General features: G+C 68.6%; 14 protein-coding genes (1 of these 14 cut by a window edge). 11 read left to right on the forward strand and 3 right to left on the reverse strand.

The window, feature by feature from the left end:
• Positions 1-18: 18 nt before the first annotated feature.
• Entirely contained in the window at positions 19-675 is a 657-nt protein-coding gene (locus tag M5E06_RS22965; protein WP_109151591.1) for a response regulator transcription factor, read from the reverse strand.
• 183 nt (positions 676-858) lie between these two features.
• On the opposite strand from M5E06_RS22965, the gene M5E06_RS22970 reads away from it, so the two are divergent.
• Together M5E06_RS22970 and M5E06_RS22975 are read left to right on the forward strand one after the other, a co-directional pair.
• Complete coding sequence (locus M5E06_RS22970; RefSeq protein ID WP_252140177.1) at positions 859-1,392, forward strand: response regulator transcription factor; 534 nt, start codon at positions 859-861, stop codon at positions 1,390-1,392.
• A 114-nt stretch (positions 1,393-1,506) separates the two neighbouring features.
• Positions 1,507-6,618 carry a trifunctional serine/threonine-protein kinase/ATP-binding protein/sensor histidine kinase gene (locus tag M5E06_RS22975; protein ID WP_252140178.1) on the forward strand — a complete coding sequence of 1,704 codons (5,112 nt, stop codon included), beginning with the start codon at positions 1,507-1,509 and terminating at the stop codon, positions 6,616-6,618.
• A 57-nt stretch (positions 6,619-6,675) separates the two neighbouring features.
• Here the strand turns inward: M5E06_RS22975 and M5E06_RS22980 are convergent, their stop codons facing one another.
• Both M5E06_RS22980 and M5E06_RS22985 read right to left on the reverse strand, forming a co-directional pair.
• The gene (locus M5E06_RS22980) at positions 6,676-7,764 is read right to left on the reverse strand and encodes a 4-oxalomesaconate tautomerase (protein WP_252140179.1); all 1,089 of its coding nucleotides are present in this window, start codon (positions 7,762-7,764) and stop codon (positions 6,676-6,678) included.
• A gap of 21 nt (positions 7,765-7,785) precedes the next feature.
• A complete protein-coding gene (locus M5E06_RS22985) occupies positions 7,786-8,445 on the reverse strand; it encodes a TetR/AcrR family transcriptional regulator (RefSeq protein ID WP_252140180.1) in 660 nt (219 codons plus the stop codon).
• A 213-nt stretch (positions 8,446-8,658) separates the two neighbouring features.
• On the opposite strand from M5E06_RS22985, the gene M5E06_RS22990 reads away from it, so the two are divergent.
• The 9 genes from M5E06_RS22990 to M5E06_RS23030 form a co-directional block, all read left to right on the forward strand.
• On the forward strand, positions 8,659-9,408 hold the full coding sequence (locus M5E06_RS22990) for a PIG-L deacetylase family protein (RefSeq protein WP_109151587.1): 750 nt from the start codon (positions 8,659-8,661) through the stop codon (positions 9,406-9,408).
• Complete coding sequence (locus M5E06_RS22995) at positions 9,405-10,115, forward strand: 4-carboxy-4-hydroxy-2-oxoadipate aldolase/oxaloacetate decarboxylase (RefSeq protein WP_252140181.1); 711 nt, start codon at positions 9,405-9,407, stop codon at positions 10,113-10,115. The genes M5E06_RS22990 and M5E06_RS22995 overlap by 4 nt, the downstream gene beginning before the upstream one ends.
• A 61-nt stretch (positions 10,116-10,176) precedes the next feature.
• Positions 10,177-11,364: an ABC transporter substrate-binding protein gene (locus tag M5E06_RS23000; protein ID WP_252140182.1), complete on the forward strand. Its 1,188-nt coding sequence runs from the start codon at positions 10,177-10,179 to the stop codon at positions 11,362-11,364.
• Between the two features lie 58 nt (positions 11,365-11,422).
• On the forward strand, positions 11,423-12,289 hold the full coding sequence (locus M5E06_RS23005) for a branched-chain amino acid ABC transporter permease (RefSeq protein ID WP_252140183.1): 867 nt from the start codon (positions 11,423-11,425) through the stop codon (positions 12,287-12,289).
• A 47-nt stretch (positions 12,290-12,336) separates the two neighbouring features.
• Complete coding sequence (locus M5E06_RS23010) at positions 12,337-13,362, forward strand: branched-chain amino acid ABC transporter permease (protein ID WP_252140184.1); 1,026 nt, start codon at positions 12,337-12,339, stop codon at positions 13,360-13,362.
• Entirely contained in the window at positions 13,362-14,117 is a 756-nt protein-coding gene (locus tag M5E06_RS23015) for an ABC transporter ATP-binding protein (protein WP_252140185.1), read from the forward strand. Before M5E06_RS23010 ends, M5E06_RS23015 begins: the two co-directional genes overlap by 1 nt.
• Positions 14,110-14,823, forward strand: coding sequence for an ABC transporter ATP-binding protein (locus M5E06_RS23020; RefSeq protein ID WP_252140186.1), 714 nt, complete (start codon positions 14,110-14,112; stop codon positions 14,821-14,823). Before M5E06_RS23015 ends, M5E06_RS23020 begins: the two co-directional genes overlap by 8 nt.
• Before the next feature lie 17 nt (positions 14,824-14,840).
• A complete protein-coding gene (locus tag M5E06_RS23025) occupies positions 14,841-15,767 on the forward strand; it encodes a DUF1932 domain-containing protein (RefSeq protein WP_252140187.1) in 927 nt (308 codons plus the stop codon).
• Between the two features lie 216 nt (positions 15,768-15,983).
• On the forward strand, positions 15,984-16,646 hold the 5' portion of the coding sequence (locus M5E06_RS23030; protein ID WP_252140188.1) for a gallate dioxygenase. 630 nt of this gene lie beyond the right edge of the window; 663 of the gene's 1,293 nt are visible here — the first part of the coding sequence; its start codon is at positions 15,984-15,986; its stop codon lies off the right edge, out of view.

A 16,646-nucleotide genomic window follows, 5' to 3' on the forward strand; every position in this document is an offset into this window, starting at 1 on the left:
CCCGGGCCGGCGGCCGTCTCAGCCGCGGTTTATGCCGAGCGCTTCGGCCAGCCGCACGAGGTCGGCGAGCGCCCGCACCCCCAGCTTCTTCATGAGGCTGGAGCGGTGGAGCTTCACGGTGATTTCGCTGATGCCAAGCTCGGCCGCCACCTGCTTGTTCAGTAGGCCGCGGGTCACCCCCGCCATCACCTCCTTCTCGCGCGGGGTCAGGGCGTCGTAGCGGGCGCGGCCGTCGGCAAGGATGCGGTCCTGACCGCGCCGTTCGCCGTCCCGAGTCAGCGCCGCCTCCACCGCGTCCAGCATTTCCTGGTCCCGGAAGGGCTTGGTCATGAAATCGAAGGCGCCCGCCTTCATCGCCTGCACCGACATGGGGATGTCGCCGTGGCCGGTGATGAAGATGATCGGCACGCGGATGCCGCGCGCGTTCAACTGGGCCTGGAATTCCAGCCCGCTCATCCGCGGCATGCGGATGTCCATCACCATGCAGCAGGTCACGTCGGAGAACTGGGCATCCATCACGTCCTGGGCCGAGGCGAACAGACGGGTTTCCAGCCCGACCGAACGGAACAGGCTGTCCAGCGACGAACGCAGCAGCGGATCGTCATCGACAATCAGCACGATCCTGCGGTCCGAAATGGTCTGCTCGGCCGGTCGGCCGGCCGTGGCGGGGTGCATGGTCTACGATCACTCGCTGTTGCGGCGGCAGGGTTGCGGCGGCAGGTTCCGACGCCCGGGCAACCGAAGAACCGGCTGGCGTGCGAAGGGGCCGCGCCATGATGAACCGCGCCCCCGGCGTCCGGCACCTAACCTTTGGTATGGGGTTCCCCCACCCAAGGTTCGCAGGCACCTCGCGGACGTATGGTTCTGCCGGCCGATAAAGTCGCCCATAGTGAAGGCGGCATTTCTCTCAGTCAGCAAGGCCGCCGCCATGAGCCCATCGGGCTGCCCGTTCCCGTCCGCATCGGCCGCAGCCTCTCCGGCTGGGGACGCCGGCCGTTAGCCGCAATGCATCCGGCCCCCGCCAGCGCGACCATTGCGATCGTCGAGGACGACCCGATCGTCCGCAACAGCCTGGGCAGCCTGATCCGCTCCTTCGGCTATCGCATCTCGCTGTTCGCCTGCGCCGAGGACTTCCTTGACTGCCCGCCCGCCGGTGTCGGCTGTCTGATCTCGGACGTCACCATGCCGGGGATGAGCGGATTAGACCTGCAGGAGGCCCTCAAGGCCCGCATGCCGGAGATTCCGGTCCTTCTGCTGACGGCGTTCCCGGACCCGCGGATGCGCGACCGGGCGATGGCATCGGGCGCCCGCCTGTTCCTGGAGAAACCCGTCGATCCCGACGATCTCCACGCCATTCTGCACCGGATCCTGGAGGACAGCGAAACGGCCTGACGCACCGCTCCTATCCCTTTCGGAGAGGGGCATAAGCCGTTTGGCGGTTATACCGCCGTCGATGACTGATGTATCACCGGATCGGGATCCCTTTCACGCAGCCAGCAAGGTCCGATGGCGTCCGGTATCGATCCTCTCCGGGACGGGGAAACACCTGCTCCCAACCGGCCCGCGGCACCGGCTGCGGAGTGGCTGGACGACGCCCGGCCCGAGCTGCTGGCCACCGACGGAAACCGCAGCCTGCTGCGGCTGACGGGGGCCGACGGCGTCAGCTGGCTGGCCGCGCGGGCCGGCTGGGCCAACGAGGCCGCCGGCCGGCAGATTGACCATGAGCTGAGCCTGAAATCCCTGCTGGATGATGATTGGGCCCTGGTCCCGCTGGACCTGCGGCTGACCCGCGACGGACCGGCGCTGATTTATCCGGACGATGGCGGACAGCCCTTGTCCACCCTGCACAGGCCGCCCCTCGACCAGTTCCTGGAGGTCGCCGCCCAGGCCGTCGGGGCTCTTGCCGAGGCCCACCGGCGCCATCTGCTGCATGGCGCCCTGAATCCGCAGGCCCTGATCCTCACCCCGGCCGGGAAGGTCCGCCTGACCGGATTTCAGGCGGGACAGGCAGAGGGCGAGGCCGGGCGGCGCCCCACCGCCTACACCGCACCGGAAACCGCCGGACCGGAAGGACAGCCGGGCGACGAGCGCAGCGACCTCTATTCGCTGGGCGTCGTGCTGTTCGGTCTGCTGACCGGCCGTCCGCCGCTGACCGGCGGGTCCGCCGCGCAATGGCTGCACGCCCATATGGCGGTGCGGCCGCCATCTCCCAGCAGCCTGCGTCCGGACGTGCCGCCGATGGTGGACGCGCTGATCCTGAAGCTGATCGCCAAGGCGCCCGACGACCGCTACCAGAGTGCCGCTTCGCTGGCCGAGGACCTGACGCGCTGCCTGCGGGACTGGTCCGCCCATCGGCACATCCCTGCCTTCGAACTGGCGCGGGCCGACCGCATCCGCCGGCTGGCGCCGCCCGATACCCTGCTGGGGCGGGAGGAGGAACTCGGCCAGCTGGGCGATGCCTATGGCCGTGCCGCGGCGGGCGGACGGGGGCAGCTGGTCTTCGTCGGCGGCGCCCCCGGATCGGGCAAATCCGCGCTGGTCGCCGGCTTCATGCGGCACCGGCTTCCGGCGGATGCCCGCATCGCCGCCGGCAAGACCGACCAGTATCAGCCTGCCGTTCCCTACGCCCCGGTGCTCCAGGCGTTGCGCCGGCTGGCGGCCGCAGTGGTCGCCGGTCCGCTGGAGGAGCTGGAGGCGTTGCGCGCCGGTCTGGCCGAACGGCTGGACGGGCAGCTGGCGCTTTTGCTCCACCTGTTGCCTGAGTTCGAGCCGGTGACCGGACCGGCCGCCCACACGCTGAACGATCCGTCGAGCCAGCAGCCGCTGCGCATCCGCCGCATGCTGACCGGCGTCCTGCAGGCCTTCGCCCGTCCCGGTGCGCCGGTCCTGCTGTTCCTGGACGACCTGCAATGGGCCGACGAGGCGACGCTAGCCTTCATTCGCGCCATCGCCGACAGCCCACCGCCGGAGCTTGTGGTGATCGCCGCCTATCGCGACACCAGCGCGGATATCGGGCCGGGTTTCCTCAGTTTCCTGTCGGCCTTGCGGGATGACGCGACGGCGCCGGCATGGATCGCCCTGCGGCCGATCGGCCCGCAGGCCACCGCCGCCCTGGTCACGGCGGTGCTGGACGAGCCGGTCGACCGGGCGGAGGACCTGCTGCGGCTGATCGGCGAGAAGACCGGCGGCAACCCGCTGCACATCCTGCAGCTTCTCCGCACTCTGGCGGATGACGGGACGCTGCGCCACGACGCCGGCCGCTCGGCCTGGACATGGACGGCCGGAACGGCGGCCCTGCTGCCGGGCGGCGAGACGGTCACCGACCTGCTGGTCGTCCGGCTGCGCCGGTTGCCGGCCGCCAGCCGGACCGCGGTGCGGCTGCTGGCCTGCATCGGCAACGGCGCCGATGACCGGCTTCTCGCATCGGTCGCCGGCCTACCGCCCGCCGCGGTGCAGGCCGCGCTCGCGCCTGCGGCTGCGGCGGGGCTGGTGCTGCACGGGGAGTCCGGCGGCTGGGTGCTGGTGCATGACCGCGTGCAGGAGGCCGCCTATGGGCTGACGCCGGTAGAGGACCGCCCGGCGCAGCATGCGGCCATCGCCTCGGCCATGCTGTCTCTATGGCCCGACCGCGGTCCGGAGGAACTGTTCAGGATCGCCGCACAGATCGAGCTGTCATACGGCGCCCCGCTGTGTGCCGAGCGGGCCGATCAATTCGCCGGCACCCTGATCGACGCGGCGGGTCAGGCGGTCGCCGCTGCGGCGCGCGCCCGGGCGCTGACCTATCTGGCAGGCGCCGACCGCATCCTGGGGGAGGAGCGCTGGACCCAATCCTACGCGTTGGCATGGCGGGCGGCGGTGCTGACAGCCGAATGCCTGCTGGCGAGCGGCGACGCGGCCGGGGCTGACAGCGCCATCGACGGGCTGTTCCGTCATGCCGACGACGCCATCGACGGCGCCGAGGCGTACCGGCTGAAGGCGGCGCGGCTGACCGTGGCGTCGGATTTCCGCGGCGCGGTGCAGGTGGCGCTGGAAGGATTGGCGCAGCTGGGGATCGACCTGCCCACCGATCCGCCGCCGGGGGCGGTCGCCGCCACTTACGACAGGATCAGGCGGCTGCTGGATGGCCGGCCGGTCTCGGCCCTGGTCGACCTGCCGGCGATGGACGATCCGTGCATGGAAGCCGCCATGGCGCTGCTGACGGCGCTGGAGGCGGCCTTCTTCTACCCGTCGGCCGATCTGGTGCATATTCAGCTCGCCACCATGGTGGAATTGACGCTGAAGCATGGCGTGACCGCCGCCTCGGCCCAGGGGATCGCGTGGTTCGGCGTCTCCTTGGCGACCGTCTTCGACGAGTATGTGGAAGGGTTCGCCTACGCCTCGGCGGCGCTGCAACTGGTGGACCGCCACGGCTTCGAACGCTATCGCACCCCGGTGCTGGTGGCGCTGGATCAGGTCAGCCCCTGGACACAGCCGCTGTCCTACGGCTTAGCCCACGTGCGCGAGGCCAAGAAGGTCGGGCATCAGTGCGCCGAGCTGCGCATGCTCTGCTACAGCTGCAACCACATCGTCTCAGACCTGCTGGCGATGGGGGAGCGGCTGTCGGCGGTGCGGGAGGAGACGGACCCGTTGATCGCCATCGCGCGGGACGCGGGATTCGACGACATCGTCGATCTGATGTCGACCCAGCAGGACTATGTGCAGTCGCTGCAGGAGGACGCCAGCCAGATGGTGGGCGCTTGGGAAGCCGCCTTCCAGGATCCCGCGACCGCACCGGGCCGCACGCCGATGTCGGCGCTGTATTTCTGGACCTGGCAGCTGCGCGGACAGGCCGCGCTCTACCACCGCGATTTCGCCCTGGCCCGGGCCAGCCTGTCACCAGCCTTCGGCATGACCTGGGCGGCACCGGCCCATATCTCCGTCGGCGAGCTGACCTTCTACAACGCCGTGCTGCACACCCAGGATCCTGGGACGGATGCCGCAGCGGCGCGGGACGAGGTGGCGCACTGCCGCCGGCGGCTGGCCCTGTGGGCGGACATCAACCCGCTGACCTTCCGCAACAAGCTGGCCCTGGTCGATGCGGAGAGGGCCAGACTGGACGGCCGCGACGTCGAGGCGATGCGGCTCTATGACGACTCCGCGGCGGCGGCGGCGGCGGCCGGCTTTTCCCATGAACAGGGACTGGCCCACGAACTTGCCGGCCGCCATGCCCGGTCGCTGCAGCTTGGCTATGCTGCCCGCGACCAGCTGAGGCTGGCGTCTGCCGCCTACCGGCGCTGGGGGGCGTTGGCCAAGGTGAAGGGGCTGGAGGCGGAATTCCCCTTCCTGGCCGCCGACGGCCCCGTCGACGCCCGTCAGGGCATCGAGGATCTGGACATGGAGCTGGTGCTGAAGACGGCCCATGCCCTGTCGGAGGAGATCCTGCTGGACCGGCTGGTCGAGCGGCTGATGGTCAACATGATCGTCCATGCCGGTGCCCGGCGCGGCGCCCTGCTGCTGATGCGCGGAGACGAGCCGCGGGTGGAGGCGACGGCGACATTGGTCGACAGCGACATCGTGGTCCGGCTGACCGACAACGTCCCGGCGGAGGATTGCGTGCCGGCCGCCGTCCTGCATACCGTGCTGCGTACCCGGCGGACGCTCTCATCCGGCGATGCGGCGACCGCCGGCGCGAAGGCGGGGTCGTACCTTTGCCAGCCCCTGATCAAGCAGGGCCGGCTGGTCGGCGTCCTTTACCTGGAAAACGACCTTGCGCTGAACGTCTTCACGCCGCGCAAGGCGGCGATGCTGGAGGTGCTGGCCCCCCAGGCGGCCAACGCGCTGGAGGCGGCCCGGCTCTACACCGACCTGATGCTGGAGAATCGCCGCCGCCAGGAAATGGAGGCGGCCCTTCGCGTCGCACGCGCCGATCTGGCGCGGGCAAGCCACCTGACGGTCATGGGCGAACTGGCGGCTTCCATCACCCACGAGATCAGCCAGCCGCTCGCCGGCATCGTCGCCAGCGCCGGCGCCAGCCTGCGCTGGCTGAAGGCCCCCACTCCCGACGTGGCGGAGGTTTTGTCGAACCTGGAGGACATCCGCACCGCCGGCCTGCGCGTCGCCGATATCCTGCGCGCGCTGCGGTCGCTTGCGAAGCAGGCCCCCCTGGTGCTGGAGCCGCTGTCCGTCGATCCCCTGGTGGAGGAGGTGCTGACCCTGACCGCCGACGAGATCGGCAAGCGCGGCGTCCGCCTGATCGCCGATCTCCGCAGCGACGGCGTCCAGGTGCGGGGCGACCGCACACAGCTGCAGCAGGTGGTTCTGAATCTCGTCACCAACGCGCTGGATTCCATGGCCGGCCATGGAGGACAGCGCGAGCTTCTGGTCGAAAGCCGGGTGACCGACGGCGTGCTCGCGGTCTGCATCGGCGACACCGGCGGCGGCATTTCCCCCGACATCCTGGCGCGGATCTTCGATCCCTTCTTCACCACCAAGGACAGCGGCATGGGAATGGGACTGTCCATCTGCCGCTCGGTCATGTCCGCCCATAGCGGGACTCTGTCGGCGGACAGTGACAGCGGCGGCAGCCGCTTCACCTTCACCCTGCCCGTCGCTGCGGACGGCAGTGTCACGTTCACCTGAACGAGGCGGGAGTTCAGGTATATCAGCGACTTGAAAGCACGCTCCAAGCCATGTCGGTCAAGCTTGGGCTGCGGGTGTAACGAACACGGTCCCGTCCATCAGCAGCCGCGCCGTCCGCACCAGGGCTGCGCGACGCAGCTTGAAGCCCGCGGCGGCGGTATCGATCTCAAGCGCCACCGTCAGCCGGCCCGACGGATGCTCCACATCGCAGAGCTTGGACGGCCCCGGCGGAACCGCTGCCAGCGCATGGGCCGGCGATCCGTCCAGCAGGCAGGCCGTCGCCACCGTCACCGCGCCGAGCACGCCGATGGAGGCATGCAGGCTGAAAGGCGTGAAGGTCCGGGTGCAGATCATTCCGCCGTCGCGCGGCGGCGCCACCAGGGTCAGCTTCGGCACCGTCTGCGCCCGCACGTCCCCCAGCCCCATCAGCGGCCCGGCGGCAAGCCGGATCCTTTCCAGCCGTTCCTTCAAGACGGCATCGCCTTCCAGCGCGTCGGCATCCTCATAGCCGGTCAGGCCGAGGGCGGAGGCCGGCAGGACGACCACCGGCATGCCGTTGTCGATCAGGGTACAAGGCACGCCATCGATCTCGTCCATCGTCCGCCCGGTCGGCAGCAGCGCGCCGCAGGCCGACCCTTCCGTGTCGAGGAAGGCCTGGGTCACCGGGGCATGGGTTCCCGGCACGCCGTCGATGGCGACATCGCCGTCATAGCGCACGCGCCCGTCCGGCGTTTCCACCGTCACCTCCGCCTTGCTGTCGGAATTGACCATGTAGACGCGCACGGTGGTGCGCTCGCCCGACGGCCGCACCAGCCCGCGTTCGATGGCGAAGGGGGCGACGCCGGCCAGGATGTTGCCGCAATTCTGCTTGTCGGAGACGATCGGCTTGTCCGGCACGATCTGCAGGAACAGGTAATCGACGTCGCAGTCCGGACGTTCGGATTTCGACACCACCGCCACCTTGCTGGTCAGCGGATGCGCCCCGCCGATGCCGTCGATCTGGCGCGGATCGGGCGAGCCGAGTGCCGCCAGCAGGATGCGGTCGCGGGCCGCCGGGTCATCCGGCAAGTCCGACGCCAGGAAATAGGCGCCCTTCGAGGTGCCGCCGCGCATCAATGCGCAGCGGATGCCGATCTGCTCGGTCATCGTCTCAAGCTCCCTAATCTGTCAGGGCGCGGGATCGCTCCCCGCCGGCGCGCGGAAGGCGGCGACGGCGGCGCGGACGATCTGGACCAGCGCCTCTTCGGTGTTTTCGCCATTCGCCTCCCCGTTCGACAGGCGGGTCACCCGCCAGGGGTTGATCAGCGTGTAGCTGACCGCCCCCAGCAGGAAATGCGTGCGCCAGACGATGTCGGCCCGCGGCAGATGCGGCAGGCAGGCCTGAAGCGCGTCGATGAAGGCGAGATTGATGGGGTTGAAGGTCTCCGCGATGATCTTCTGCGCCTCTTCGTGACGCTCCGCCATCACCACGGCGCGCAGCCGGGCGAAGCGGGCACCGCCGCCGATGCTGCCCTCCGTCTGCGACAGCGACGGCAGGATGAAGGCGCGAACGATCGCCTCCAGCCGGTCGTCGGGATCGCGGATACGCTGCGCCTCCGTCAGCAATTCCTGCCGGCGCCGGTTCATCGGGCCGGAGTGGCGTTCGTAGATCGCGCGCAGCAGTCCGTCCTTCGAGCCAAAATGATAGCTGATGCTGCCGAGATTGGCGCCCGAGGCCTGGGCGATCTCCCGCATCGACACCGCACGGAAGCCGTTCTTGGAAAACAGATCTTCCGCGGCGTCGAGGATCGCCTCCCTCATCGAGTTCTGGCGTTGCGCGGGCAGCACGGCATCGACCTCCGGATCGGATGGAGCGGAACAACTGCCGCCATCCTACCGCCATTTGGTCGTCCGTACAAATAATTTGAACGGCGTATCTGGTCGATTGTACGTCCGTCAAATTCATGTTGACACAGGACTGCGGCGGTGCCTAGCATTTGTACGACCGTCCAAATACGGCGGTCATTCAACCAAACCCCCGAACCACAGGCGCACACCGCCATGAGCACGCAATCGCAAAAGGGCGCGCTGGTCGTCAGCGCGCATCCTGGAGACTTCGTCTGGCGCGCCGGCGGCGCCATCGCGCTGCACGCCAGACGCGGCTACCGCGTCAAGATCGTCTGCCTGTCCTATGGCGCCCGTGGCGAAAGCCAGGGTGCGTGGAAGCAGCCGGGCGCTACGCTGGAGGCGGTGAAGCGCCAGCGCCATGACGAGGCCCTGCGTGCCGCCGAGATCCTCGGCGCCGAGATCGAGTTCTTCGATACGGAGGATTATCCGCTGGCGCTGAACCGCGAGATGCTGGACCGGCTGGTCGACATCTATCGCGACGTCCAGCCGGCCTTCGTCCTGACCCATGCGGCGGCCGACCCCTACAACTACGACCATCCCGACGCCGCCCGCTTCGCCCAGCAAGCCCGCATCATCGCCCAGGCCGCCGGCCACGATCCCGGCGCGAAGACGCTCGGCGCCCCGCCGGTCTTCCTGTTCGAGCCGCACCAGCCCGAACAGTGCGACTTCAAGCCGAACGTCATCCTGAACATCGACGAGGTTTGGGACATCAAGCGCAAGGCGTTCGAGACGCTGCCGGCCCAGACGCATCTGTGGGACTACTACACCCGCGTGGCGTTGCAGCGCGGCGCCCAGGGCGGCCGCAACGCCGGACGCGGCGCCACCTATGGCACCAAGCAGGGCATGACCCACGGCGAGGCCTACCAGCGCGTCTTCCCGATGGTGCTGGAGGAGCTGGCATGATCCCGACCAAACTCGGCGTCGTCGTCCGCAGCATCGACCGCGCCGATGGCGCGGCGGTCGAAAGCCTCGCCACGCTCGGCGTCTCCACCGTGCACGAGGCGATGGGGCGGCTGGGGCTGATGAAGACCTACATGCGCCCGGTCTGGCCGGGGGCGCGGGTCGCCGGCACCGCCGTCACCGTGCTGGCCCAACCCGGCGACAACTGGATGCTGCATGTGGCGGTGGAACAGTGCCGCCCCGGCGACATCCTTGTGGTCGGCGTCACCACCGACAACACCGACGGCATGTTCGGCGACCTGCTGGCGACCTCGCTGATGGCGCGGCAGGTGCGCGGGCTGGTGATCGACGCCGGCTGCCGCGACGTGGCCAGCCTGCAGGAAATGGGTTTCCCGGTGTGGTCGCGGGCGGTTTCGGCGAAGGGCACCGTCAAGGCGACTCTGGGCTCCGTCAACATTCCGGTGATCTGCGCCGGGGCACTGGTCAATCCGGGCGACGTGATCGTCGCCGACGATGACGGCGTCGTCGTGGTCCCGGCCTCGCGCGCTGCGGAGGTCGCGGCGCTGGGCCAGAAGCGCTCGGCGAACGAGGAGGACAAGCGCAAGCGCCTCGCGGCCGGCGAACTGGGCCTGGACATGTACAGCATGCGCCCGGCGCTGGCCGAGGCCGGGCTGGTCTATGTCGACCGGCTGGAGGAGCTGGGGCGCTGACGCGCTTTTTTCGCTCCTATCCAAAACACCCACAACAAATTCCCTGGGAGGACCTACCACAATGACCAGTTTCCGCCCCCTCACCCTCGGCACCGTCATGGCCGCGGCCGCCCTGCTGCCGATGGCGGGCAGCGCCGATGCAAAAGCCTACAAGGTCGGTCTGATCGCCTCGCTCTCCGGCCCGACCGCCTCGCTCGGCCAGCAGATCGAGCGCGGGGCGCGGCTCTACGAACAGCTGCACAAGAACGACCTCGGCGACGACACGGTCGAACTGGTCGTGCGCGACGACACCGGCCCAGCCCCCGACGTCGCCAAGCGGCTGGCGCAGGAGCTGGTGGTGCGCGACCACGTCGACTTCCTGGCAGGCATCATCTTCACGCCGAACGCCAACGCTATCGCCCCAATCGCCACCCAGGCGAAGGTGCCCTTCGTCATCATGAACGCCGCCGCGTCGGCAACGACCAAGGCTTCGCCCTACATCGTCCGCGTGTCGCAGACCATCCCGCAATTCACCCAGCCGCTGGCGCAATGGGCGTCCAAGCAGGCCGACATCAAGACCGTCTACACGCTGGTTTCCGACTACGCCCCCGGCATCGAAGCCGAAGAGGCCTTCACCGCCGGCTTCAAGGGTGACGGCAAATCGGTCGTGCAATCGGTCCGCGTGCCGGTCCAGAGCCCCGATTTCGTCCCCTTCCTGCAGAAGGTGAAGGACGCCAAGCCCGACGCGCTCTATGTCTTCCTGCCCGGCGGCACCCAGTCGACCGCGCTGATGAAGGCGTACCAGAGCCTGGGCCTGAAGGAGGCCGGCATCCGCTTGATCGGCTCCGGCGAGGTGACCGTGGAGGACGAGCTGCCCAACATGGGCGACGCGGCACTGGGCGTGGTCACCGGCTTCCATTATTCCACCGCGCATGACGGCAAGGCCAACGCCGATTTCCTGAAGGCATGGCAGGCCGCCTATGGCGCCGACAGCACGCCGACCTTCATGGCCGTCGGCGGCTATGACGGAATGGCCGCCATTCACCACGCCATCAAGGCGATGAAGGGCAAGGGCGACGGCAAAGCCGCGGTGGATGCCATGAGCCACTGGAGCGCCGAAAGCCCGCGCGGCCCCGTCTCCATCGATCCCGAGACCCGCGACATCGTGCAGAACATCTACATCCGCCGGGTGGAGAAGGTGAACGGCGCGCTGCGCAACGTCGAGTTCGAAACCTTCACCGCGGTCAAGGATCCGGGCAAGGCGAAGTAACCGCCCCACCCTCTCCCAACCGTCCCGGCACCGCTCTTGAAAAAGGGAGTGCGGCCCCGTGATCACGGCTGCTCTGACCATCCTGTTCCACGGCCTCGCCTTCGCGATGGTCCTCTACATCGTCTCCGTCGGGCTCGGCATCACAATGGGCCTGATGAACTTCGCCAACCTCGCCCATGGCGCCTTCGCCGCGGCCGGCGGCTATGTCGTGGTGATGGCGACCCGGTCGCTGGGGCTGCCATTCTGGATCGCCCTTCCGGCCGCCTTCGTCACGGTGGCGCTGGCCGGGGCGGTGGTCGAGCGGCTGGTGGTCCGCACCCTCTACGGCGCCGACGAGCTGCGGCAGGTGCTGTTCTCCATCGCCCTGCTGTTCATGGCCATCGCCGGCTTCACGCTGGCCTTTGGCCCACTGCAGCAGCAGCCGGAGATCCCGGCGGTCCTGTCGGGCCAGGTGACGCTGGGCGGGATCGACTTCCCGGCCTACCGCGCCTTCGTCATCGTCGCCGGCATCGCCATCCTGGCTGCGCTGTGGCTGCTGATCGGCCGCACCCGCATGGGCATGCGCATCCGGGCTGCGGTGGACAACCGCAATATGGCGGAGGCCGTCGGCGTCGACACCCGACTGCTGTTCACCTTGACCTTCGCGCTCGGCACCGGCATCGCCGGGCTCGGCGGCGGCATCGGTGCCGATGTGCTGTCGATCACGCCGACCTACGGGCAGGAATATCTGGTGCTGTTCCTGATCGTCGTCGCGGTCGGCGGGCTCGGGTCCATCTTCGGCCCGTTCCTGGCGGCGCTGTGCATCGGCGTCGTCGACGTGGCCGGCAAGTACCTGATCCCGGAGTTCGGCGCCTTCTTCATCTACGGCGTCGTCATCGCCATCCTGCTGGCGAAGCCGGCCGGCTTCTTCGGCGTGCGGAGCTGAGACCCATGGAACGACCGATGTCCCGGCCAATCCCAAGGAACGAACCTGTGAAAAGCCTCTCCGTCTCCTACCAGGGGGCCGCGGCGCCCTCCACCTGGCGGGGGCTGGCGATGGGCCGGGGCGGCAGCGACCTCGTCATCGCCGTCCTGCTCGGCCTCGGCGCGCTCGCCACCCTGCTGTTCGGCGAGGCCTACTGGCTGCTCGCCGCCCAGGTCGCCATCACCATGATCTTCGCGCTGTCGGTCGATCTGCTGGTCGGCTTCGCCGGGATCGTCACGCTCGGCCATGCCGTCTTCTTCGGGCTGGGCGCCTATGCGGTCGGCATCGCATCGGTCCAACTCGGCTGGACGGAGCCGCTGTCCGCCCTGCTGCTGGCCGGTGCGGTCTCGGCCCTGCTGGGGGCGGCCACCGGCGTGCTGGTCCTGCGCACCCGCGGGCTGGGGCAACTGATGCTGACCATGGCCTTCGCGTCGCTGGTCTACGAGATCGCCAACCGGGCCAAGCCCCTGACCGGCGGCGCCGACGGTTTGCAGGGCATGGTCGTCTCCCCCGTCGCCGGCCTGTTCGAGTTCGATATCTTCGGCCTGACAGCCTTCCTCTACACGCTGGCGGTGCTGAGCGTCGTCGTGGTCTTCGCCGTGCTGATGACGCGCTCTCCCTATGGACGCTCGCTGGTCGGCATCCGCGAGAACCGGGTACGCATGCAGGCCATCGGCACCGGCGTTCAGCGCCGCCTGCTGTCGATCTACATCGTCTCCGCCGCGCTGGCCGGCATCGCCGGGGCGCTGCTGGCGCAGACCTCGCAGTTCGTCGGTCTCAACGTCCTGCATTTCAGCCTGTCGGGCGAGATCCTGATCATCGTGGCGCTGGGCGGCGCCGGCCGGTTGTGGGGCGCCCTGCTGGGGGCCGTCGTCTTCACCCTGTTCAAGGACCGGCTGTCGGCGCTCGACCCTGCCTACTGGTACTTCTGGCTCGGCCTGCTGCTGGCGGTGATCGTCCTGTTCGCGCCGAAGGGGCTGATCGGTCTGGTCGACCGCCTGATGGCCCTGCTGCACCGGAAGGAGGCCGCGTGATGCCAAACCCCATCTTGGAAACCCGCGCACTCCAGAAGAATTTCGGCGCGCTGACCGTCGCGCAGAACATCGACTTCTCGCTGGAGCCCGGCACCTTCGAGGCGCTGATCGGCCCCAACGGCGCCGGCAAGAGCACCTTCGTCAACCTGCTGACCGGCCTTGTCCCGCCGACCTCCGGCTCGGTCATCCTGGACGGCGAGGATGTGACTGCGCTGTCGATCGAGGCGCGGGTGAAGCGCGGTCTCGTCCGCACCTTCCAGATCAACACGCTGTTCAACAGCCTGACGGTGGCGGAGAACGTCATCCTGGCGTTGGACGAGTTCCACGGCCAGGGCTGGCGCCCGCTGCCCAGCCCGTCGCACCGCCGGCTGATCCGCGACGAAGCCTATGAGATCCTCGGTCGCCTCGGCCTCGATCCCTGGGGCAACCGCGAGGTGCGGGAACTGCCCTACGGCCGCCAGCGGCTGGTGGAGATCGCTATAGCGCTGGCCCTGCGGCCGAAGGTGCTGCTGCTGGACGAACCGGCCGCCGGCATCCCGTCGACGGAGACCGGAACGGTGATCGAGGTGCTGGAGAACCTCGCCAGCGATCTCGCCGTCCTCATCATCGAACATGACATGGACCTCGTCTTCCGCTTTGCCCAGCGTATCACCGTGCTGGTCCAGGGCGCTGTGCTGGCCCGCGGCACGCCGGACGAGATCGCCAACAACGAGACGGTGAAGTCCGTCTATCTAGGGGAGGGCATCCATGCCTGAGGCGCTGTCCCTGTCGAACGTCCGCGCCGGTTACGGTGCCACCGTGGTGCTGGAGGATCTGAGCTTCGACCTGCCGGTCGGCGGCAAGCTGTCGATCATCGGCCGCAACGGTGTCGGCAAGACCACCCTGCTCGCCACCATCATGGGTCTGACCCGCCTGCATGCCGGCCGCATCGGCCTTGGCGGCGTCGACATCGCAGCGCTACGGCCGAACCGCCGGGCGCATGCCGGCATCGGCTTCGTCCCCCAGCAGCGCGAGATTTTCCCCTCCCTGACCGTCGAGGAGAATCTGCTCGTCGGCCTGCGTCCCGGCGCCTGGACGTTGGAGCGTATCTACGACCTGTTTCCCCGCCTGCAACAGCGCCGCACCAACATGGGCAACCAACTGTCGGGCGGCGAGCAGCAGATGCTGGCCTTCGGCCGCGCGCTGCTGACGAACCCCAGCCTGCTGCTGCTGGACGAACCCTTCGAAGGGCTGGCCCCGGTGATCGTGGAGCAGTTGTTCCATGCACTGCTGCGCCTGCGCGACGAGGGCAACCTGTCCATCATCATGGTGGAGCAGCATGCCAAGCTGGCACTCGCCTTCGCCCCGCGCACCATGGTGATGAGCCGTGGCCGCATCGCCTTCGACGGCGCCAGCCAAGCCCTGATCGACGATCCCGCCAAGCTCGACGCCCTCTGCGGCATCGGCGGCGCCCTGCACTGAGCCACCGGGACACCAGAATGAGCAACCCGATCCCTGCCCCGACCATCATCGCCTTCATCGGCTTCGGCGAAGCCGCCCAGGCCTTCACCCGCGGCTGGCGCTCGTGCGGTCCCGTCACCGTTCTCGCCTACGACATCCTGTTCGACGATCCGGCCCATGCCGAAGCCAAGCGCGCCGAATGCCGTGCCCTGGACGTGGAGCCGGTCGACGGCGCCGCCGAGGCCGCGGCGAAGGCCGACATGGTCATCTCCGCCGTCACCGCCGATCAGGTGCTGACCGCGGCGGACAGCGTGCTGCCGGGCGTGCATCCGGGCCTGCTGTGGCTCGACATCAACTCCGCCGCCCCTTTCCGCAAGGCGGACGCGGCGGAACGGGTGGCTGCGCACGGCGCCGGCACGGTGGACGTGGCGGTGATGGCGCCGGTGCATCCCCGCCTGCACCAGACGCCGCTTCTGATCAGCGGTCCGGCTGCGGCGAAGGCGGCCCCCATCCTGACGGCGCTTGGCATGACGTTCGAACTGGTGTCGGAGCGGACGGGCGACGCCTCCACAATCAAGATGATCCGCAGCATCGCAATCAAGGGCTTCGAAAGCGTGACGATGGAATGCGTCACCGCCGCGGTGAAGCTGGGGATCGAGGACCGCATCATCCCGTCGGTCGCCTCGTCGCTGTCCAACATCGACTTCGCCGACCTCGCCGACCACGTAATGGAACGGGTCGTCGTCCACGGAAAGCGCCGCGCCGCCGAAATGCGCGAGGTTGCGGCGACGCTGGACCATGCCGGCGTCAGCAGCTTCCTCCCCACCGCCACCGCCACCCACCAGCAATGGGTCTCCGACCTGGGCGTGAAGGAGCGCTTCGGCGGCGAGGTGCCGAACGATGCGCGACGCATCGCGCGCGAGGTGCTGGCGGCGCTTGCGGAGCGCCGTGAGGTGCAGCGTTAAACCCCCACCTATCCCCCCGCTCTCAGCGGACCTCTAGTCCGCCTGCCGCGTCAGCACAAAGCAATGCTTTGTACGAGAGCTGGGCGGGGGAGGGACTGCCGCCGCTCTCCCGAACAAGCACTTGCTCCCTCCCCCGCCCAGCGGGGGAGGGTCGGGGTGGGGGCAAGCGAAACAACCACTCACAAAAAAAGCCAACTACCCCCCGAGGAGGACAACGTGGCACGCATCTTAGGGTCGATCGCGACCTCTCACACCCCAACCATCGGTTTCGCCTTCGACCGCCAGAAGCAGAACGACCCCGTCTGGGCACCGATCTTTGCGGCCTATGAACCGGTCCGCCAATGGCTGGCCGAAAAGCAGCCGGACGTGCTGTTCTTCGTCTACAACGACCACGTCACCTCCTTCTTCTTCGACCATTATTCGGCCTTCACACTGGGCATCGGCGAGTCCTACCAAGTCGCCGACGAGGGCGGCGGGGCGCGGGCGCTGCCCCCGGTGAAGGGGCATGCGGAACTCGCCCGCCACATCGGCACCTCGCTGATGGCGGACGAGTTCGACATGTCCTTCTTCCAGGAACGGCCGCTCGACCATGGCTGTTTCTCGCCGCTGTCGATGCTGCTGCCGCACGAACCGGACTGGCCAGTTCCCATCGTGCCGTTGCAGGTCGGCGTTCTGCAGTTCCCGATCCCGAGCGCTTTGCGCTGCTACAAGATGGGTCAGGCGCTGCGCCGTGCCATCGAAAGCTATCCGGAGGATCTGAAGGTGGTGATCGTCGCCACCGGCGGCCTGTCGCATCAGGTCCATGGCGAGCGTGCCGGCTTCAACAACGTCGAATGGGATGCCCGCTTCCTGGAGATGATCGAAAAGGACCCGGAGGCG

The sequence above is a fragment of the Azospirillum sp. A1-3 genome (genome assembly GCF_023806445.1).
GTDB lineage: Bacteria > Pseudomonadota > Alphaproteobacteria > Azospirillales > Azospirillaceae > Azospirillum.